At 67.9% G+C, this 20,581-nt stretch carries 18 protein-coding genes, 2 tRNA genes and 1 pseudogene; 8 read left to right on the top strand and 13 right to left on the bottom strand.

Features of this window, described 5'->3' with window-relative positions; translation table 11 throughout:
• The first annotated feature begins 32 nt into the window (after positions 1-32).
• Positions 33-2,432: a TonB-dependent receptor gene (locus DM480_RS11390; protein ID WP_115379121.1), complete on the top strand. Its 2,400-nt coding sequence runs from the start codon at positions 33-35 to the stop codon at positions 2,430-2,432.
• 96 nt (positions 2,433-2,528) lie between these two features.
• Positions 2,529-3,266: a leucyl/phenylalanyl-tRNA--protein transferase gene (gene aat, locus DM480_RS11385; protein ID WP_115379119.1), complete on the top strand. Its 738-nt coding sequence runs from the start codon at positions 2,529-2,531 to the stop codon at positions 3,264-3,266.
• 35 nt (positions 3,267-3,301) lie between these two features.
• On the opposite strand, the pseudogene DM480_RS18535 reads toward aat, so the two are convergent.
• The 5 genes and pseudogenes from DM480_RS18535 to DM480_RS11360 all read right to left on the bottom strand — a co-directional run.
• Positions 3,302-3,535: pseudogene (locus DM480_RS18535) on the bottom strand (DUF2155 domain-containing protein); the annotation flags it as partial.
• 206 nt (positions 3,536-3,741) lie between these two features.
• On the bottom strand, positions 3,742-4,137 hold the full coding sequence (locus DM480_RS11375; RefSeq protein WP_115381222.1) for an NADH:ubiquinone oxidoreductase subunit NDUFA12: 396 nt from the start codon (positions 4,135-4,137) through the stop codon (positions 3,742-3,744).
• Positions 4,138-4,200: 63 nt separating this feature from the next.
• Positions 4,201-4,707 carry a DUF192 domain-containing protein gene (locus tag DM480_RS11370; protein WP_115379115.1) on the bottom strand — a complete coding sequence of 169 codons (507 nt, stop codon included), beginning with the start codon at positions 4,705-4,707 and terminating at the stop codon, positions 4,201-4,203.
• Positions 4,704-5,300, bottom strand: a complete 597-nt coding sequence (locus DM480_RS11365; RefSeq protein ID WP_115379113.1) for a cold-shock protein — start codon at positions 5,298-5,300, stop codon at positions 4,704-4,706. Before DM480_RS11365 ends, DM480_RS11370 begins: the two co-directional genes overlap by 4 nt.
• A gap of 76 nt (positions 5,301-5,376) precedes the next feature.
• Complete coding sequence (locus tag DM480_RS11360) at positions 5,377-5,925, bottom strand: regulatory protein RecX (protein ID WP_232833975.1); 549 nt, start codon at positions 5,923-5,925, stop codon at positions 5,377-5,379.
• Positions 5,926-6,032: 107 nt separating this feature from the next.
• On the opposite strand from DM480_RS11360, the gene DM480_RS11355 reads away from it, so the two are divergent.
• Both DM480_RS11355 and DM480_RS11350 read left to right on the top strand, forming a co-directional pair.
• Positions 6,033-7,793: a fatty acyl-AMP ligase gene (locus DM480_RS11355; protein ID WP_115379108.1), complete on the top strand. Its 1,761-nt coding sequence runs from the start codon at positions 6,033-6,035 to the stop codon at positions 7,791-7,793.
• Positions 7,794-7,932: 139 nt separating this feature from the next.
• Positions 7,933-10,293, top strand: coding sequence for a putative bifunctional diguanylate cyclase/phosphodiesterase (locus DM480_RS11350; RefSeq protein WP_115379106.1), 2,361 nt, complete (start codon positions 7,933-7,935; stop codon positions 10,291-10,293).
• Between the two features lie 10 nt (positions 10,294-10,303).
• Here DM480_RS11350 and ubiA read toward each other — a convergent pair whose 3' ends face one another.
• The gene (gene ubiA / locus DM480_RS11345; protein WP_115379104.1) at positions 10,304-11,218 is read right to left on the bottom strand and encodes a 4-hydroxybenzoate octaprenyltransferase; all 915 of its coding nucleotides are present in this window, start codon (positions 11,216-11,218) and stop codon (positions 10,304-10,306) included.
• Positions 11,219-11,440: 222 nt separating this feature from the next.
• Here ubiA and DM480_RS18275 point away from each other — a divergent pair, with 222 nt between their 5' ends.
• The 3 genes from DM480_RS18275 to DM480_RS11335 are packed head-to-tail and all read left to right on the top strand — an operon-like array spanning position 11,441 to position 13,783.
• The gene (locus DM480_RS18275) at positions 11,441-11,614 is read left to right on the top strand and encodes a hypothetical protein (RefSeq protein ID WP_198665810.1); all 174 of its coding nucleotides are present in this window, start codon (positions 11,441-11,443) and stop codon (positions 11,612-11,614) included.
• Complete coding sequence (locus DM480_RS11340) at positions 11,611-12,363, top strand: 16S rRNA (uracil(1498)-N(3))-methyltransferase (protein ID WP_115379102.1); 753 nt, start codon at positions 11,611-11,613, stop codon at positions 12,361-12,363. The genes DM480_RS18275 and DM480_RS11340 overlap by 4 nt, the downstream gene beginning before the upstream one ends.
• A gap of 46 nt (positions 12,364-12,409) precedes the next feature.
• A complete protein-coding gene (locus DM480_RS11335; RefSeq protein WP_115379100.1) occupies positions 12,410-13,783 on the top strand; it encodes a glutamate--cysteine ligase in 1,374 nt (457 codons plus the stop codon).
• Between the two features lie 24 nt (positions 13,784-13,807).
• On the opposite strand, the gene DM480_RS11330 is transcribed toward DM480_RS11335, so the two are convergent.
• From DM480_RS11330 to DM480_RS11300, 7 genes are all read right to left on the bottom strand, one after another.
• Positions 13,808-15,073, bottom strand: coding sequence for a methyltransferase family protein (locus tag DM480_RS11330; RefSeq protein ID WP_198665953.1), 1,266 nt, complete (start codon positions 15,071-15,073; stop codon positions 13,808-13,810).
• Positions 15,074-15,137: 64 nt separating this feature from the next.
• Positions 15,138-15,211, bottom strand: a tRNA-Gly gene (locus DM480_RS11325).
• Positions 15,212-15,339: 128 nt separating this feature from the next.
• Positions 15,340-15,825 (bottom strand): DUF4142 domain-containing protein, encoded by a 486-nt coding sequence (locus DM480_RS11320; protein ID WP_115379098.1) that lies wholly within the window; start codon positions 15,823-15,825, stop codon positions 15,340-15,342.
• Between the two features lie 29 nt (positions 15,826-15,854).
• Positions 15,855-16,640: an SDR family NAD(P)-dependent oxidoreductase gene (locus tag DM480_RS11315; RefSeq protein WP_115379096.1), complete on the bottom strand. Its 786-nt coding sequence runs from the start codon at positions 16,638-16,640 to the stop codon at positions 15,855-15,857.
• Positions 16,641-16,724: 84 nt separating this feature from the next.
• Positions 16,725-17,909, bottom strand: coding sequence for a zinc-dependent alcohol dehydrogenase (locus DM480_RS11310; protein WP_115379094.1), 1,185 nt, complete (start codon positions 17,907-17,909; stop codon positions 16,725-16,727).
• On the bottom strand, positions 17,906-18,490 hold the full coding sequence (locus DM480_RS11305; protein ID WP_405053268.1) for an SRPBCC family protein: 585 nt from the start codon (positions 18,488-18,490) through the stop codon (positions 17,906-17,908). Before DM480_RS11305 ends, DM480_RS11310 begins: the two co-directional genes overlap by 4 nt.
• Positions 18,491-18,733: 243 nt before the next feature.
• Positions 18,734-18,819 (bottom strand) — tRNA-Tyr (locus DM480_RS11300).
• 130 nt (positions 18,820-18,949) lie between these two features.
• Between DM480_RS11300 and DM480_RS11295 the strand changes: the two genes are divergently transcribed.
• The gene (locus DM480_RS11295) at positions 18,950-20,551 is read left to right on the top strand and encodes a M20/M25/M40 family metallo-hydrolase (protein ID WP_115379090.1); all 1,602 of its coding nucleotides are present in this window, start codon (positions 18,950-18,952) and stop codon (positions 20,549-20,551) included.
• Positions 20,552-20,581: the final 30 nt, after the last annotated feature.

Genomic DNA, 20,581 nt, shown 5'->3' with positions numbered 1-20,581 from the left:
CCCACCGCAATCCTGCGGCCCGTGGGGGGCAAATGTCTTTTTCGTCGTCGATCGCGCGTCATCGCGCCACCGTTTCCGTCGCCATCTCGCTCGGCGCGCTCTGCGTCACTGCCCCCGCCGTCGCGCAACAGGCAGTCGACGTACCCCGTCCTGCCGCGAGCGCCGCGGATGAGGACCCCGACGGCCTGATCGTCGTCACCGGCAAGCGCGCGACCCGCTCCGCCGTCACGCTGGAGGCGAGCGAGATCCAGAAGGTGCTGCCCGGCGTCAATCCTGTGAAGGCGATCCAGACGTTGCCCGGCGTACAGTTCGAAACCGCCGATCCGTGGGGCAACAACGAACAGAATATCTCGCTGGTCGTCCACGGCTTCAACCAGAACCAGCTTGGCTTCACACTCGACGGCGTGCCGCTGGGTGACCAGTCCTACGGAAATTTCAACAGCCTGTCGCCGCAGCGCGCGGTGATCAGCGAGAATGTTGGCAGCGTACGGCTGACCGCGGGCGCCGCGGACCTTGGCACCGCATCGGCCAGCAACCTGGGCGGCGGCCTCGAAACATACACCAGCGACCCGGCCGCGACCTATGGCGTGCGCTTCGGCCAGACGCTCGGCAGCTACGACGCGAACCGCACCTATCTGCGCCTCGACAGCGGGACGGTGGACGGGCTGGGGGGCACCAACGCCGGCTATATCTCGGTCGTCCGCCAGCGCGCCCGCGCATGGGAGTTCGACGCGCGCCAGGGCGGATGGCAGGCGAACGCCAAGTTCGTCCACAAGGACGCGAACGGCACGCTGACCGGCTATTTCGCGCTGTCGGACAAGGTGGAGCCCAACCAGGATTCGGTCGCACACAATGCCGGCGGCCTCGAACCCTATTACCGCACTGTGCTGTTCCCGGACTGGCCCGCGGCGCTGCGTTACGTCGATGCCAACGGCGCGCCGCCCGCCAACAATCCCAATAACTACACCAATTACTATGGCGATGCGCAGCGCACCGATTATCTGACCTATCTGAAATACGAGCGCCGCTTCGGCGATTCGGTGACCTTTACCAACCAGGTCTATGGCCACCACGACGAAGGCCAGGGCCAGATCACGGGGCCGATCGCGGCCGCCGGCCTGCCCGGCCTGTTCCGCATCTATTACCCGGGCCAGAACCTGAAACAGGTGTTCGGCAATTCGGGCTATGCGCTGCGCACCACCGAATATGGCATCGATCGGCGCGGCCTGCTGTCGACGCTCGCCGCGCGCGTGGGCACGCACGAACTGGAGATCGGCGGCTGGTACGAACACAACCGCAACACGATTTTCCGGCGCTGGTATGCCGCCCCCATCGACAGCCCGCCGTCGCCCTACGAATGGGCCGATCCGGCGCAGCGCCGCCTGACGCAATATGCCAGCGTCGTGAAATACGACCTGGTCCAGCTGCATGTGCAGGACCGCTGGCACGTGACGCCGGCGCTGGCCGTCGAGGCGGGGTTCAAGTCCAGCCTGCAGTTCGCCGACGGCCGCGTTCCCGTGCAGCCGCTGCCCGGCGCGCTGCCGGGATCCTCGACCGGCTTCCCGCAGGGACGGCTCAACACCAAGAAGTGGTTCCTGCCCGCGATCGGCGCAGTGTGGGACGTCACGCCCGACGACCAGCTGTTTGCGCACGTGCAAAAGAACGTGCGCCAGTTCCAGGCGTCGGTCGCCGCGGGCCTGTCGCCGTACAACGTCGGCAGCCAGCAGGCTTTCGACCAGATCAAGGCGAACACGCAGCCCGAAAGCTCGTGGACCTACGAGGCGGGCCTGCGTACCCGGCATGCGCTGTCGCTCGGCCCGATCACCGCGATCGAGGGACAGGTCAGCGCCTATCACGTCGCGTTCAGCAACCGCCTGCTCCAGATCAGCGCGACGCCCGTCATCGCCTCCGTCATCGGCGGCGTGTCGATCCTGCAGAATGTCGGCGGCGTCACCACCGACGGCATCGACGCGGCGGCGACGCTGCGCTTCGGGTCGGGCCTGTCGATCTACAACGCGCTGTCGTACAACCGCTCGCGCTACGACGACGATTATATCAGCGGCACGACGACCGTGCCGACCGCGGGCAAGGACGTGCCCAACGTCGCGCGCTGGCTCAACAAGACGGTCGTCACCGCCTCGTCCGGGCCGGTCGAGGTCCAGGCGATCGGCGATTACGTCGGCCGCCGCTTTGCGACCTACACCAACGACCAGTCGATCCCGGGCCGCTTCCTGCTCAATCTGCAAGCGGCCTACAGCCTTGGCCCGATCGAAGGTACCGCATTCCGCAACCTGAAACTCGCGGTCAACATCCTCAACGTCACGAACCGCAAGGGCGTGTACGAACTGGTCGTCGGTGCGGCGGCGCGGACGTACAACACCTACGCCCAGCCGCCGCGCCAGGCGTTCTTCACGCTGTCCGGCGCATTCTGACCGGGCGTCCGGTCATCGGGGGGCGGCGTCGGCACTGTTTGCCGACGCCGCCTTTTCCTTGCGCCCGCCCGGTCGCACCGCCACCTTGGACCCGGCATGCAATGGCTGGATCCCAAGATGGTGCTGGGCGCCTATTCGGTCGGCGTCTTCCCGATGGCGGACGATCGCGACGCGGACAGCGTCTATTGGGTCGAGCCGCGCAAGCGCGCGATCCTGCCGCTCGACGGCTTTCGCCTGTCGCGCTCGCTGCGCAAGACGATCGCGCGGGACCGCTTCCGCGTCACCGCCGACACCGCCTTCGAACGCATCGTGCAATTGTGCGCGCAAAGCGTGGAGGATCGCCCGGACACCTGGATCAACCGCGCGATCGAGCGCGTCTTCGTGACGCTGCACCAGATGGGCTTCGCGCATTCGATCGAATGCTGGGAGGACGATGAGCTGGTCGGCGGCCTTTACGGCCTCGCGCTGGGGCGCGCCTTTTTCGGCGAATCGATGGTCAGTCGGCGGACGGACGCGTCGAAGGTCGCGCTGGCGTGGCTCGTCGCGCGGCTGAAAGCCGGCGGCTTCGACCTGCTCGACTGCCAATTCCAGACGCCCCACCTCGCCTCGCTCGGCGCGGTGGAGATCGACCGGGACGCCTATTGCGCGTTGCTCTCCGCCGCGCTCGACGTCGCGGGTGGCGGCGCGTCGTCTGCTGCCGCATCGTCGCCGGCGGCAGCTGTCGGCGACTTCGCCGCGCTCGACCGGTTCGCCCCGCCGCCGCTCGCCGCCGACACCGTGTCGGGGCCGGTCGCGGGCCACGTCATCGTGCAGCTCTTGGTCCAGACGTCGTAGACGGGATGCTGGACGACGTTCAGCGCCGGCCGCTCCTTGAACAGCCACCCGGAAAAGGCGCGGCGCCAGTGCGTATCGCTGCCGCGCACGTCGAGCTGGACGAAGGCGCCGGTCAGCTTGTCCTGTTCCCACGGCGCGGTCTGCTCGCAGGCGCGCAGGCGCACGATCGCGTCACCGACGCGGACCGCCTGGCCGGGCTTCAGCGTCAGGTCGCGCGACACGCCGTTGCGCTTGTTGAGCAGGCCGACGACCGCGACGCGCTCCGCCATCGGCGTGCCACCGGTCGGCGCGGCATCGTCGGGGCTGGCCACCGTCTCGATCGCGGCGCCATCGGGCCGGCTGCGCGGGCTCGGATCGAAATCCTGCGTGACGACCGGCACCGCCGGATTGCGCCGCGCGTCATAGGCGCGCCAGCCGAGCACGCCCGCCACTGCCAGCACCGCCGCCAGGACGCCGGCGGCGAGCCAGCGCCGACTCACCCTTCGGGCGTCCAGGCTTCGTAATCGCCCGTCGCCGCCTGGCGCCGGCCACCCTTTTCCAGCGCGCCGCTGGGACGGTAGGCAAGCGGCGTGCCCGTCATGTTGGGCAGACCCGGCTTCTGCCACGGCCGCGCGGGCGGCAGCGCGCGATCGGGCGTCTCGTCGATCTGGTGATGCAGCCAGCTGAACCATTCGGGCGGCACGCGGCTCGCGTCGTTCGCGCCCTCGTAGATCACCCAGCGACGGGCGCGGCCGGACGTGTCCTTGCCACCTTCCCAATAGACGTTGCCGGCGTCGTCGGTGCCGACCTGCCTCATGCCGCGCAGGCCGTACAGAACGGTGCCGATCGTCGCGCCGTTCCACCAGGTGAAGGGATTGAGGTTGATGCCCATGCGCCAGCGCTTACCCGCCCGCGCGACGCGCTTCAACCGGGATCATCGCCACCGGCGCGAGGATCAGGTCCCCTTGGCCCAGTCCACCTTGTCACCCGCGGCGATGCCCAGTTCGGACGTGCGGCCGCCGACCAGTTCCAACACCGCCGCCACAGGCTCGCCCGAGGGAATCGGCGTTTCGGAATAGGGCACGGCATTTTCCGCGATCGTCGCGATCGTGCCATCCGCGCGGATGAAGACGATGTCGAGCGGCGTAGGCGTGTTCTTCATCCAGAAGCTCGCCTCCTTCGGCGCGCCGCCGCCGGCGGGGTAGGGCCAGAACAGCATGCCGCCATCGGGCGTCAGGTCGGTGCGGAACATCAGGCCGCGCTCCTGCTGCTGCGCGGTCACCGCGCGCTCGACGACGAAGCGGTGCGTGCCGTTGGCGGAGGTGACCGTCACCGGCAGGCGCGTCTGCGCCGGCGCGGTCGCGTCGGTCTTGCCCGAAAAGATGCCCTGCTGCACCGCGACGCCGGTGCCGGCGATGCAAAGCGCCGCGACGAGCCCGATCATCACCTTGCTGCCGATCATATGTCCGCGCCACCTTCCACCACGACCGCGAGAGGGCCCTTGCGGCCATCGACGATGCGGGCGCGCAGAGGCTGTTCGGGCTCGATGACCGCGATGCCCGCCCGGCGCAGGGTTTCCATATGGACGAACACATCCGCCTCGTCGCGCATGCGGACCAGGAAGCCATAGCCTTTCAGCCGGTTGAACCACTTGACCCGCGTCGGCTCGAAATCACCCGCGGCATCGATCAACGCGACCGGATCGACCCGGTCGACGGCGCGCGGCGGCCGCGGCGCCTCCTCCACCGCATGGCTGAGGTCGATCGCCGTGATCTCGCGCGCCTGCCAGCCGCGGCCCCGCTGCACAGCGAGCGCCCGCACCCGCGCGCCTTCGGGAAGGCTGCGCCGGCCGTGCGGCTGCAGGACCGAGAAATGGACCAGCACATCGCCGATCGTCGGATCGCCGGACACCGCGAATCCGAACCCGCGCGTCACGTCGAACCACTTGATGACACCTTCGACGGCGACCGCCGCGACCGCGGGCTCGGCGGCGATATCGCCACCGGTCCGCACGTCGCCGTGCTCGTCGCCCTCCCGTTGCGGCTCGCTACGCATCACTGCACCCCTGTTGGCGCTACGCTAGCACGCTTCGTCGCCTTCGCAATTGCTCAATCGGGCAATCGGGCGCCGGTCAGTCCGATCCTTCCAGTTCCTGCAGGATGTCGTCGGCACTTCGGGCCTGGACGATGCGCCGCGACAGCTCCAGCGGGTGGCCCGCGCGCAGCATCGCGGCGATCTGTTTCTCGCGGCCTGCGCGGTCGAGCGGTTCCGGCCCGAACGGCCCCAGTCGTCGCCGCTGTGCGAAGCGCAACGCCGTGGCGCCGGCACGCGCCGCGATATCCGGCGCCATTGCCTCGGCGTCCGCCGATGGCACATGCGCGGCGCGCAGCGCCTCGGCAACGCGGCGCGCGCCCAGCCCACGCCGGCCGAGAGCGGCCGCCTTGCTCTCGGCGAAGAGCCGATCGTCGACATAGCCGAGTTCCGCCATACGCGCCGCGATTTCCGCGGCCAGCGCGGCGGGGTCGACGCCCTCCGCGTCCCAGCCGCGCTCGCGCACCTTGCGCACCAGATAAGCGGCCAGTTTCCCCTGCGTCGTCGCGAACCGTTCGACGTAGCGCAGCGCCATCCGCTCCATTCCGGGCCCGTCGAGGGGCTTTGGCGGTGCACGCAAAGGCTTCATGGCCTTGTTGTTGCCACAGTGGCGCGGGAAAAAGAACGCTTGTGCTGTCGTTTCCGGCAGTGTTCCAGACGTGCGCGCGGTGCGCGAGAGAGACAGGACCCGACCGAATGACCGAGCAGCTTCACCCCCAGCCTGCGCCGACCCCGACGCCAACGCTGGACGAACTGCCCCGCCGGCTGGCCGATTTCGCGACTCTTGGCGAGGCGCTGGATTACGCTGCTTCGGGTGTCCGCGGCCTCAATTTCCACGATGCGCGCGGCAATCTGGCGCGCGCCTACCCCTATTCGGAACTGCGCCGCGATGCGATCACGATGGCCTATCGCCTGATCGCGGCGGGCGTGCAGCCGGAGGACCGGATCGCGCTGATCGCCGAAACCGGCGCGGAATTCGCCGCCTTGTTCTTCGGCGCGATCTACGCCGGCGCCTGGCCGGTGCCGCTGCCGCTGCCGACCAGCTTCGGTGGCCGCGATTCGTATATCGAGCAGCTGCGCGTCCAGCTCGCCAGCTGCGAGCCCAGGATGCTCGTCTTCCCGCCCGAACTCGCCGCCTTCGCGTCCGAGGCCGCACGCCTGGCCGGGACGGAAGGGATCGACTGGGCCGAATTCGCCGACCGGGCGGCGCCCGAGGTCGCGTTGCCGCAGGCGGACGGTCAGGCGATCGCCTACCTGCAATATTCCAGCGGCTCGACCCGTTTTCCGCACGGCGTCGCAATCACGCACCACGCGCTGCTCAACAATCTCGCCGCGCACAGCCACGGTATGGAGATCGGCGGGTCGGACCGCTGCATCAGCTGGCTGCCCTGGTATCACGATATGGGCCTCGTCGGCTGTTTCCTGTCGCCGATCGCCAACCAGGTGTCGACCGATTACCTGAAGACCGAGGATTTCGCGCGTCGCCCGCTCGCCTGGCTCGACATGATCTCGCGTCATGACGGCACCGCCCTCTCCTATTCGCCGACCTTCGGTTACGACATCTGCGCGCGCCGCATGTCGTCGCAGACCAAGGCGGCCGAGCGGTTCGACCTGTCGCGCTGGCGCATCGCGGGCAACGGCGCGGACATGATCCGCCCGGACGTGATGCAGGCCTTCGTCGATGCCTTTGCGGACGCCGGGTTCAAGGCGTCGGCCTTCCTGCCGAGCTACGGCCTGGCCGAGGCGACGCTGGCGGTATCGATCATGCCGCCGGGCGAGGGCATCCGCGTCGAGCTGGTCGAGGAAACGCAGCTGTCGGGCGGCGACTCGCTCGCCGCGAATGACGGTCCCCGCCCGCAGCGGTTCCGCGCGATCGTCAATTGCGGCAAGCCCGTGCGCGACATGACCGTCGAAATCCGCGAGGAGGACGGCACGCCGCTGCCCGAAGGCGCGATCGGCAAATTGTGGTGCAAGGGTCCCAGCGTCATGGTCGGCTATTTCCGCGATCAGGCGGCGACCGATGCGTGCATGGTGGGCGGCTGGCTCGACACCGGCGACATGGCCTACATGTCCGACGGGTACATCTACATCGTCGGCCGCGCCAAGGACATGATCATCATTAACGGCAAGAACCACTGGCCCCAGGACATCGAATGGGCGGTAGAGCAGCTGCCGGGGTTCAAGGCGGGCGACATCGCCGCCTTCGCGATCACCACGCCGGGCGGCGAGGAAACCCCCGCGGTGCTCGTCCAGTGCCGCAGCAGCGACGACAGCGAACGCCAGCGGCTACGCGAGGAAATCCGCGAGCGCGTCCGGTCGGTGACCGGCATGAACTGCGTCATCGAACTGATCCCGCCGCGCACGCTGCCGCGCACCAGTTCGGGCAAGCTCAGCCGGGCGAAGGCGCGCAACCTGTATCTGTCGGGCGACATCAAGCCGTACGACATCGCCGCCTGACGCCGGGCGACGGGGAACGGACGGCACCTCCGCCGTCCCTTGCTCCGGGCGCGCCGTTCGTTTTTCCGGCACAAATAAACCAGCGGTAGCGGCCGCTGCCTCAACCTTGCGTCAACCAAGCAAGCGGTAGACCCGGATCGTGAGCCACGATCCTGCCCCTGCGTCGAACCCCCGTGCCATCCGCTTCGCGGAGCTATTGGGCCTTCGCGACGGCGCCGACGCGACGCAATGGGCACAAATCCGCGCATCCCAGTTGCATGCCGGGCGCCAGTTGTCGCTGTTCCTGCTCGCCGCCAACCTCCTCGCGGCGGCGGCGACCGTCTGGCTGTTCGCGCATACCACCGCCCATTGGCACCTGATCAGCTGGGCTGCGCTCGTCGCGCTCGTCGCGGTCACTGTGACCATGCGCCGCCTTGCAACGCACCATCGCGACGACGGTTATGCGACCACCGGCGATCTTCGCAACACCGCTTATGAAGGCGGCGCGCTCGCCATTGCCTGGTCAGTGCCGCCGATCGCGTTCATCGTCGGCGACGCCTCCGCCACCGCTTATGCGCTCTGGATGATCATGTCGGTGCTGATGACCGCCGGCGCCGTCGCGATGGCGCCGCTCGCGCTGGCGACCATCGCTTTCGTCGGGGGACTGGGCTTCGTCGTCTTCGTCAAGCTGATGATCATCGGCGGCTATGCCGAAGCGGGGGCGACCGCGGCCTTCACCGGGCTTCTCGTCCTCGCCTGTCTCAATCGCGCGCGCTCGCTCGTGATCATCCGCGCCAGCCAGATCGCGCTCGCCGAGCGGGATGAGACGGTCAGCCTGTTGCTGCGCGAGTTCGAGGAGACGAACGCCGACTGGCTGTGGGAAACCGACGCGATGCGCCGCATCGTCAAGGCCTCACCGCGTTTTGCCTTCGCCTGCGGCCTCGACCCCGTCACGATCAACGGCAAGCCGTTCCTTCAGGTGCTCGCCGGCCCGAGCTGGGAAACGGGCAATTTCGGCGCGGGCCTGCGCACGCTCGCCGACAAGCTGAAGGGCCGTGAGAGCTTCCGCGACCTGCGCCTGCCCGTCCATGTCGACGGCAAGGAACGGTGGTGGGAACTCGCCGCCTCGCCGCGCTTCGATCCGTCGGGCGTCTTCTGTGGATTTCGCGGCGTCGGCTCCGACGTCACCGAACAGCGCGCGTCCGCCGACCGGATCGATCGCATGGCCCGGTTCGACACGCTCACCGGCCTGCCCAACCGGCTTCAGGTCAACGAGACGCTGCAACAGGCGATGACCGCCGCCGAGCAATGGGGCGGGCGCTGCGCGTTCATGATGATCGATCTCGACCGGTTCAAGGCGGTCAACGACACGCTCGGCCACCCGATCGGCGACCGGCTGCTGGGGCGCGTGTCCGAACGCCTCGCGCAATTGATGGGCGCGAACGAGATGTGCGGGCGACTGGGCGGCGACGAATTCGCGGTGGTCGTGCGCGACGGCTCCGACGTCACCCGGATCGAGGCGCTCGCGCGCCGCATCATCGAAACGCTGTCGCAACCCTATGAGGTGGACCAGCACACGCTGTATATTGGCGCCTCGGTCGGCCTCGCGGTGGGACCGCGCGACGGGCGGACCGCGGAAATGCTGATCCGCTCCGCCGACCTTGCCCTTTATCGCGCCAAGGATGCCGGGCGCGGCGTCTACCACGCCTACGAACCCGAACTGCACGTACGCGCGGAGGAGCGCCGCGTGCTCGAGATGGCGCTGCGCCAGGCGATCGAGAAGGGCGAACTGCATCTCCATTACCAGCCCGTGGTCGACGCCGGCACCGGCGGCCTCAAGGGATTCGAAGCGCTGCTACGCTGGCAAAACGCGCAATTCGGCAACGTTTCCCCGGCCAAGTTCATCCCGCTGGCAGAGGAAGCGCGCCTGATCCAGCCGATCGGCGAATGGGTGCTACGCACCGCCTGCCACGAGGCGGCGAAATGGCCGTCCGACATCCGCGTCGCGGTCAACGTCTCGCCCGACCAATTGCAGAATCCCGGCTTCGTCCAGGTCGTCGCCAGCGCACTCGCCAACTCGGGTCTGTCTCCCGAACGGCTCGAACTGGAAGTGACCGAAAGCGTCTTCATGCACGAAGGGCTGGGCGCGACCAAGGTCCTCGAAAGCATCCTCGACCTCGGCGTGCGCCTCAGCCTCGACGATTTCGGCACGGGCTATTCCAGCCTCGGCTATCTGTCGCGCACGCGCTTTTCGTCGATCAAGATCGACCGCAGCTTCGTGCAGGGCGCGTCGAAGGGCGTGAAGGAAGCGATCGCGATCATCCGCGCGGTCGTCGCGCTTGCGCAGAGCCTGGGCATGGCGACCACCGCGGAAGGCGTGGAGACGGAGGCAGAGCACGGCATGGTGCAAAACCTTGGCTGCACCAAGGTACAGGGCTATTATTTCGGTCGCCCGCTGCCCGTCGAGGAAGCGCGCACGCTCGCCTGCCGCGGCCGTGGCGCAAGCTCGGTCGCGGCCTGACGCAGCCTCCTTACGCGGCGCCCACGACCAGGCAGGCGAGGAACATGAGCAACCCGGCGAAGCGGTTGCTGCGGAACCTGCGCAACGCGCCTGCGCCATCGTCGGGGCGAAGCGTCGCCACCTGCCAGGCGAGATGGCCCGCGACGGGCAGCAGCGCTGCCAAAGCGACCGGATCGGGCCGCACACACCAGATCGCGCCACCCCACAAGGCCACTGCCGCCGCATAGAAGGCCGCCGTGCCGCCGCGCACATGCGCGCCCATACGCAACGCCGAAGAGCGCACGCCGATCAGCGCATCGTCCTCGCGATCTTGCAACGCATAGATAGTGTCATAGCCGATCACCCAGGCGATCGACCCGGCATAGAGCAGCCACATCGGCGCCGACAGGTCGCCCGCTACCTCGCTCCAACCGACCAGCGCCGCCCAGGAAAAGACGAGCCCGAGCCATGCCTGCGGCCACCAAGTGATCCGCTTCATGAACGGATAGGCGGCAACGGGCGCGAGGCTGGCGAGCGCCACGCCGATCGCGAGCGGCCGCAATTGCACCAGCACGATCAGCCCGACGATGCACAGGGCGACCAGCCACAACCAGGCGAGGCGCAGCGACACCTGCCCGCTGGGAATCGGTCGGCTGCGTGTGCGCGCGACCTGCGCGTCGAGATCGCGGTCGACGATGTCGTTGTAAACGCATCCTGCGCCGCGCATCGCGACGCTGCCCGCAAGGATCCACAAGACCAGCGGCCACCGCGTCACCGCGCCGCCCGCCAGCGCCACCGCCCAGGCACCCGGCCAGAACAACAGCCACCAGCCGATCGGCCGATCGAAGCGCGCGAGCAGCGCAAGGCCGCGCAATGGCTGCGGCAGGCGCGCGACAAGGCCCCTGTGCTCGCTGTCGGGGACGATATCAGGGGGAAGCATGGCCATGCGCTTCCTTCCCCGCCCCATGCCCCGGCTGCAACCCCTATCCTCCCCGCTCGCGGGGAGGGGGACCGCCGAAGGTGGTGGAGGGGGCTATCCGCAAACCGCGAGCTGCGTGGCAGCGCCCCTCCACCAGCTGCGCTGGCCCCCCTCCCCGTGCCGGGGAGGATAGCATGATATTTCGCGCCCCGCCTCGCGCTCGCCGCAAATGTCGGGCAATCGCTGGCCATGATCGGATTGTCGGTGGCGGTGGGCCGGTTCGTGGAGGCGCTGTTCTGGGCGATCCTGCGCGTGGCCGGGGTGGTGAGCGTGGCGGTGGTCGCCATCGCCGTCGCGGCGCTGCTCGCCGTGATCCTGATGCGCAAGTTATGGGCTCGTCAGGCCCGCCGGAGGAAATCTTGACCGCCACGCCCGCCTGGCCGCCGCAATCGACCCCGCGCCTGTTCATCGAGGCGCCGCTCGCCCCCGGGCCGCTGCGTCTCGACGGGCCGCAGGCACATTATCTGGTGTCGGTGATGCGGTTCGCGGTGGGCGACCCGGTCAAGCTGTTCGACGACGTCACCGGCGAATGGCTCGCGATCGCGCGCGACGTCGGCCGGCGCGACCTGACGCTCGAGGTCACCGAATGCCTGCGCCCGCGCGAACCGGTGCCCGACCTGTGGTTGGTCGCCGCGCCGCTGAAGAAGGGGCGCGTGGACTGGCTGGCGGAGAAAGCGTGCGAGCTGGGTGTCGACCGCCTCGTCCCCGTGCTCACCAGCCGCACCGTCGTCGACAAGCTGAAGCTCGATCGCCTCCGCGCGCATATGATCGAGGCGGCGGAGCAATGCGCGCGCACCGCGCTGCCCGCGCTCGCCGAACCGGTGAAACTCGCCGCGCTGCTGCGCGACTGGGCAGCCGGGCGGGCGCTATTCTTTGCGGACGAGACGGGGGGCGTCCCCGCCTTCGACGCGATGCGCACGCATCGCGGCCCCGCGGCGATCCTGATCGGGCCCGAAGGCGGCTTCACCGACGAGGAACGCACCGCGATTCGCGCGCATCCCGATGCGGTCGGCATCGGCCTCGGGCCCCGTATCCTGCGCGCCGATACCGCCGCTGCTGCCGCGGTATCGGTATGGATGGCGGCCGCCGGGGACTGGTCGGAAACGGCTTAACTTTCCGCTCCGGCGCCCCTGTTCATCCCCGCGTAAGGCGCCGATCATGACGACCAAGACCGCCACGCAAAAGGAATCGCCGATCATCGAATCGCGCGACCAGCTGATCGCGAGTTTCGCACGCGGCGAGAAGCCCGCCGATCGCTGGCGGATCGGCACCGAGCATGAAAAATTCGTCTATCGCGACGCCGATCACCGCGCGCCGTCCTGGGACGAGCCCGGCGGCATCCGCGATCTGCTGATCGACCTGCAGCGTCACGGCTGGCAGCCGGTCGAGGAGAACGGCAACCTCATAGCGCTGACCGGCGCCGACGGCAGCGTCAGCCTGGAGCCGGCAGGCCAGTTCGAACTGTCGGGGGCGCCCCTCGACAACCTGCACCAGACGTGCGCCGAAACCGGCCGTCATCTGCGCCAGGTCAAGGAGGCGGGCGAGCGGCTGGGCGTCGGCTTCCTCGGCCTCGGCATGTGGCCGGACAAGACGCGCGCCGAGCTGCCGATCATGCCCAAGGGCCGCTATGCGATCATGCTGCGCCATATGCCGCGCGTCGGCAGCATGGGTCTCGACATGATGCTGCGCACCTGCACGATCCAGGTGAATCTCGACTATGCGTCGGAAGCCGACATGGCGAAGAAATTCCGCGTCGGCCTCGCGCTGCAACCGCTCGCCACCGCGCTGTTCGCCAATTCGCCCTTCACGGAGGGGAAGCCCAACGGCTTCCTGTCCTATCGCAGCCATATCTGGTCGGACACCGACCCGGCGCGCACCGGCATGCTGCCCTTCGTGTTCGAGGACGGCTTCGGCTACGAACGCTACGCCGACTATATGCTCGATGTGCCGATGTATTTCGTTTACCGCGACGGCACCTATATCGACGCCGCTGGCCTGTCGTTCCGCGACTTCCTGAAGGGTGAGCTCAGCGTCCTGCCCGGCGAGAAGCCGACGCTCGACGACTGGAACGATCACCTGTCCACCGCCTTCCCCGAGGTTCGGCTGAAGACGTTCCTCGAGATGCGCGGCGCGGACGGCGGGCCGTGGAACAAGATCTGCGCGCTGCCCGCCTTCTGGGTCGGCCTGCTGTACGACAATGCCGCGCTCGACGCGGCGTGGGACCTCGTCAAGGACTGGAGCCTCGAGGAGCGTCAGGCGCTGCGCGACGCGGTGCCGCGCCTCGCGCTCGACGCGCCGTTGCCCGGCGGCGGGCGGCTCGCCGACATCGCAGGGCAGGTGCTCGACATCGCGCACGCAGGCCTTTCGGCCCGCGCGCGCACCAATGCGGCGGGCGACGACGAAACCGGCTTCCTCGATCCCCTTCGCGAGGTGGTGCGCAGCGGCAAGGTGCCGGCGCAGCGGCTGCTCGACGCCTATAACGGCGACTGGCAGGGGGACATCAGCCGCGTCTATGCCGAGGCGAGCTTCTGAGCATTCCCCTCGCCAACGCGAGGGTCATTTTCCCGTGAGCCAGCGGAAGAAGCGCGGCACCGCGCCGTGCCGCGTCATCCACGCACTGTATGCCCGATAATCCGGGTCCATGCCGAGGTGACGCTCCTCGGTGCGCGCGCGCCAGTAATAGATGCCGCTGACCACCGCCATCAGGATCGTCGCGCGCGCGGCGTCGACGATGCTGCCCACGCTCAGGATCGGCAGCGTCGTCGCCCACCAGAACAGGTTCTTCGCCAGATAGGCGGGGTGCCGCGACAGCGCATAGGGCCCGTGCGTCAGGATGCCGCGATGCGTCAGGTTCGAAAAGCGCAGGCCGAACGCCACCGTCGCCCAGGCATAGATACCGGTCAGCACCACCAGCATCGCGCCCCAGCCCGCCAGCAGCCACGGATGCCATTGCAGCCAGATCGTCCAGTCCTGCGTGCCCTGATGATAATCGAGCGGGCCGCCCGCTTCCATCAGCACGAACGGCGGGTAGCAGATCAGCGCCGCGGTCCAGGCCGCGGCGAAGGGGTTGGCGCTGCGGATATGCGCATCGAGCGGGCGCAGCGTCAGGATATAGCCGACGGTCGCGAACATCACGTCGACGACGAACATCAACGCGATCAGCCATTGCGCCAGCGCGACCGGGTCGCGCAGCGCCGCCGTCACGTCCGTGCGGATCAGCCCGCCATAGCCCCCCGGAACGATCGCCAGCATGAAGGCGAGGAAGAACCCCTTCACCGCCCAAGCGCGCCGATGCGCGTGGATCGCCGCGGCGTCCCAGCCTGCCTGTCCCGTCAACCACGCGCCGAAATGCCACGCGCCGTCGCGCGGCTCGACTAGCCGGCGGTCGATCCAGAAGACGTAAGGCACCGCGAGCACGGCCACCACCGGCACGCTCCACGTCAGGCACCACATCGCAAAGGCGAAATTACCCTGCCAATAGAAACGGCCGGTGAAATATACGATGCCGATCAGCCCCCATGTGGCGAACAGTCCGGCGATCTTGGTCAGGCTGACGTCGGTGGTCGCGCGTCCGCCCTGGCGCGCCGCCCAGTCGATCCCGGTACTCGCCCGCCGATGGACCTTGTCGACGGCCAGCGACCAGACGACCATCGGCACCGCGGTCCAGATCAGCGCGACCAGCGCCGCATAGGGGCCGTCCATGCCGAACTGCTTGGCGATGACCAGCCACGCGCCCAGTCCCACCAGGCCTGCGATACCCACGCCGGAGCTGACGGCGGAAGGCGGGCGGGAACCGGAGACGGGCGGCGGCACATCGGACATGCGGCGGGTGTAGACCCCAGTGGTAAGCAAGCCGTGAACCACGCCAGCCCGTCCGACAAGGGGATGGAGCGGGTAACGGGAATCGAACCCGTGTATTCAGCTTGGAAGGCTGCTGCACTACCATTGTGCTATACCCGCGAAGAGCGGCAGGCCGCGCGGCCTTTCCGTCCCGCGCCGATCGTCTGTGCGACATCGGCGATAGCGCCCTTACGAAAACGGGGCGGGGGACGCAAGGTCGCCCGCCCCGATGCCTGGACGCCTGTGCCCTACATCGATTGCAATGCGGTAAGATGCGTCTGGACCACGGGCGCGATCTTTCCGGCAACCGCCTTCAGCGGCGCCGCCGTGCCGTTCGCAGCATAGCCCCGATGCAGCGCCAGCGCGCGCGCATGCGCCGCCTTCTGCTGCGTCACGTACAACCCGTCGCGCGCCGTGCCCTTCGCACCGCGCAGCGCGGCGATGTCGCGGCTACCCTTCGCGTCGAGCCGCGGCGGCGGCACCGTCAGCCCGGCCTGCCGTGCGGCCGCCTTAACCTCTGCGGTGCTGTTGGTGTGATCGCGCACCATCATCTCGGCAAAGGCGCGCAGCTCCGCATTCCGCGTCGTCTGCATCACCAGTCTGCTCGACTGGATCTCGTATTGATCCCCCGCCCCGGCCATCGCGACATAGGCAGCGGGGGTTGTCGGCGCCTGCGCGATGGCGGCGGCGAACGGCGTCGCGGCGATCGCCGCCGCGGTGATGATCCGGTTCATGCATCGTCCTCCTGTTTGATGTCGGGCGCTCAGTTCTTGGCGGTGCCGGGTTCGGCTATGTTGCGATGCTGCTCGGCGAGCACCGCATTGGGGGTGACGTTCGCGACCGCAGACTGCAGCTTGTTCTTGACGCCGGAGACGACCGCCGCCTTGCCCGCCATCAACGCGTCCCAGCCATCCTGCGCGACCTTGGCGGGATCGGCCTTTTTGGGATCGGTGCCGACATCGGTATCCAGCATGTCGGCGCGCGCGAAGAATTCGGTGTCGGTCGGCCCGGGCATCAGATTGGTCAGCGTGACGCCGTCGGCCTCCTTGATCTCGTTCTGGATCGCCGCGACGAAGCTGTCGATGAACGCCTTGGTGCCGTTGTACACCGCCTGGAACGCGCCGGGGATGTAGCCGGCGATCGATCCGGTCACGAGCACGCGGCCCGCGTTGCGCGCGACCATCTCGCGCAGCACCTTCTGCAACAGATAGGCGGTGCCGGTGATGTTGGTGTCGACCACCAGCCGCCAGTCCTTGACCTCCTGGTCCAGGAAGGCGCGGCCCAGGCCATGGCCGGCATTGGCACACAGCAAGTCGATTTGCCGCCCGTCTGCGGCGCTCAGCACCGTATCGATGCCGTCGATCGTCGACAGGTCCGCCTGCACCGAACGCACCTCGGTACCGAACTGCTTGAAATCCTCCGCCGCCGCATCGATCAGCGGTTCGTCGGCGACGACCAGGATGTCGTAACCGTTCTTTGCCGCCAGCGTGGCGAGTTCGAAGCCGATGCCCGTCGAGGCGCCGGTGATGATCGCAAATGGGTTGGCCATGATCGTGGTCCTCTCGCTTAATCTTTCGTTCCGCCCATTTTCGTCATCCCAGCGAACGCCGGGATGACGAGCGAGGAATGGGGATCATGCCGTCGCCATCCCCGGCTTCAGCACGATCTTCGTCACCTCGTTCTGCTGGTCGTGGAACATCTTGTAGCCCTTGGGCGCGTCCTCCAGCGGCATGCGGTGCGAGATCAGGAACTCGGTGTCGATCTTGCCCTCCATGATCGCGTTGAGCAGCGCGGGCATGTAGTGCTGGACGTGCGTCTGACCGGTCTTCAGCGTCAGCCCCTTCTCCATGAAGGCGCCGAGCGGGAATTTGTCGACGAAGCCGCCATAGACCGCCGGCATCGACACCCGCCCGCCCTTGCGGCACGCGATGATCGCCTGGCGGATCGAATGCGGCCGATCGGTGCCCAGGAACGTCGACGCCTTGATCTGGTCGATGATGTTGTCGACGAACAGGCCGTGCGCCTCCAACCCGACGGCGTCAATCACCGCGTCGGGCCCGATCCCGCCGGTCACCTCCATCAACGCCTCGTAGGTGGCGCTTTCCTCGAAGTTGATCGTCTCTGCACCAAACCTCTTGGCGAGCTCCAACCGGTGCGGAAAATGATCGATCGCGATCACCCGCTCCGCGCCCATCAGGAACGCCGACTGCACCGCGAACAGCCCGACCGGGCCGCAGCCCCAGACCGCCACCGTATCCCCCGGCTCGATCTGCGCATATTCCGCCGCCTGCCACCCGGTCGGCAGGATGTCGGACAGGAACAGCACCTTGTCGTCGTCGACCCCGTCGGGGATCACGATGGGGCCGACGTCGCTGAACGGCACGCGGACATATTCCGCCTGTCCCCCGGCATAGCCACCGGTCATGTGGCTATAGCCGAACAGGCCCGACATCTCCTGCCCATACAGCGACATCGCGATGTCCTGATTGTCCGCGGGCAGGCCGTTCGGACAAGCGGAATATTGGTGCTTGCCGCAATGGTAGCAGCTGCCGCACGCAATGGTGAACGGCACCACGACGCGCTGGCCCTTCTTCAGCGTCGATTTCGCGCCGACCTCGACCACCTCGCCCATGAATTCATGGCCCAGCACATCACCCGCCTGCATCGTCGGGATATAGCCGTCGTACAGGTGCAGGTCCGAACCGCAGATCGCGGTCGACGTCACCTTGATGATGCAGTCGCGCGGATTGACGATTTCCGGATCGTCGACCGTGTCCATGCGGACGTCGTGCTTGCCGTGCCACGCCAGCGCTCTCACAGGCCCATCTCCTCGAACTGCTTGGGATTCATCGCGGGCGTCGCGATCTCGCCGGTTTCCATCAGCTGCTTGAACCGGCGCAGGTCGCGGCGCGCCTGGATCGCGGGTTCGCGCTGGAACATCTGGGCGATCACCTTGCCGATCACGCCGCCGGGCGGGTCGTAGGCGATCGTCGCGGTGACCACCGTGCCACGCGCGCCCGCATCACGGAACGTCACACGCCCGCTGTTGGCGACGTCGGCACCGGGTTCGGACGTCCAGGCGATGCACCGCCCCGCGTCTTCCTCGGTGATCCGCGCATCCCATGCGACCGTGCCGCCGGCGGGGGCCTTGACCACCCAATGCGTCCGATCCGCGTCGAGCGGCGTGACCGAGACGACGTTCTCCATGAACGTCGGCAGGTTTGCGAAATCGCGAAAATAGTCGAACACCTCCGCCACCGGCCGGTTGATCGTCACCGCGCGGCCGGACACCGCGCTGCCCTTCCCCTCGGTCAGGTGATCGGTCACCGCATCGGCGGCGCGGTGTTTCGCACTGCTCGCTGGCGCGTCGTCGCGCCTCGTGTCCGTGGCGGCGGTCATCGGCATCTCCCATGGCAATGCCCGCCCCAACACCCACCGGAGTCAGCCGTTCCGGTCGTTACACCCCTGGTTTTACCTAGGTAAATGAGAAAGTTACCGGCGCTCTCGTGAACCGCGGAAGCCGGATCGCGACGGACGACCGACAGTCGCGGGCGTCGCCTACGGCATGCAAACGGAACCGGGCGTTCACGGTGACGCCGGCCCCGCAAAGGGCGCATCGCATCGTCGTCGCTGTCGTCGGGATGGTGGAAGGGGCTGGATTCGAACCAGCGTACACTTGCGTGGGCAGATTTACAGTCTGCTGCCTTTAACCACTCGGCCACCCTTCCGGGGTGTCCGCTTCTCGAAGCGGAGGCGGCCTATTGGCGAAGCGAAAGGCACCTGTCAACGCCCATGCTTGCATCCCCGCACATCGAACCGTAGCACCCCTGGCATCACGTCGCTGCCCGGGGGAAATCCATGCGCCGCCTGCTGTTTGCCGTCTCCGCCATCGCCCTTGCCGCGCCCGTCGGCGCGCAGGACCGCGCCGCGATCGCCACGATCATCGACCAGGGCACCAACCACAGCGAGGTAATGCCGATCGCGCAGCATCTGTCCGACGTCATCGGCCCGCGCCTGACCAACTCGCCCGCGATGCGCCGCGCGGAGGATTGGACGCAGGCCAAGTTCCGCGAATGGGGACTTAAGAACGTCCATAAGGAAGGCTTCGCCTTTGGCCGCGGCTGGTCGATCGAGCGCGCGAGCGTGCGGATGATGACCCCGCGCGTCGTGCAGCTGACCGCGATCCCCGTCGCCTGGACCCCCGCGACGCCCGGCACGATCACCGCGCCCGTCGTCGTCGCGCCGATCGCGCGCGAGCGCGACTTCGCCAGATATCGCGGCCAGCTGGCGGGCAAGATCGTCATGGTCACGATGCCCCGCGCCGCGGGCGATCCGACCGACCCGCCCTTCAAGCGCCTTTCTGGCGAGGACATCGGCAAGCTCGACCAGTTCCAGCAGCCCAGTTACGATCCCAATGCGACCGACCGCCGGATGAAGCGGCTCGATTTTACCAAGAAGCTCGATGCGTTTCTGAAGAGCGAGGGCGCGGTCGCGATCGCCACCATGTCCTATCGCGACGGCAAGCTCCTTCATGGCGAAGGCTATCTGTTCGGCACGGGCGAGACCGCATCGCTGCCATCCGTCCAGATCGCGCAGGAAGATTACCTGCGCCTCGCCCGCCTTGCCCGGGTCGGCCCCGCCCCGACGCTGGAGATCACCAGCGACGTGCGCTTCGACGACACCGATCCGCAGGCGTACAACGTCTTCGCCGAAATCCCCGGCACCGATCCCAAGGCGGGCTACGTCATGGCCGGCGCGCATCTCGACAGCTGGGTCGCGGGCGACGGGTCGGCGGACAATGGCGCAGGCTCGGCCGAGGTAATGGAGGCCGCGCGCATCCTCGCGGCCAGCGGCGTTAGACCGAAGCGCACGATCCGCTTCGCGCTATGGGCGGGCGAGGAACAGGGGCTGCTCGGCTCCATGGCCTATGTGCAGGCGCATCTCGCGCGGCGCGGTGCGGCGGGAGAAGCGGTGCCGGGCGGGATGAAGGGCTTCTACGGCTTTTCCGACCGCTGGCCGATCACGCCGCTGCCCGGCTACGGCGATCTTGCCGCCTATTTCAACATCGACAACGGCTCGGGCAAATTGCGCGGGCTCTATGCGGAAAACAATCCGGCGGTGGTGCCGATCTTTCGCGAATGGCTCAGCCCCTTCGCCTCTATGGGCGCGGGCAACGTCGTCGCGCGCCAGACCGGCGGCACCGACCACGTCTTCATGCAGCAGGTCGGCGTGCCCGGCTTCCAGTTCATCCAGGATCCGCTCGATTACGGCAGCCGCATCCACCACAGCTCGATCGACACGTTCGACCATCTGAAGGCGGAGGACATGCGCCAGGGATCGATCGTGCTGGCCGGAGTCTTGCTCTCCGCCGCCAATGCGGACAAGGCGCTGCCACGCCCGCCGCTGCCGACCAAGCCGGTGGCCACCGACCCTTATGCCTATAGTGACGATGATGACTGATCTTTCCACCTTCCTGCCCAGGGCCGCCCG

Origin of the sequence: Sphingomonas sp. FARSPH, from assembly GCF_003355005.1 — a bacterium.
GTDB lineage: Bacteria > Pseudomonadota > Alphaproteobacteria > Sphingomonadales > Sphingomonadaceae > Sphingomonas.
This window is presented reverse-complemented; position numbering and strand designations above follow the sequence as displayed.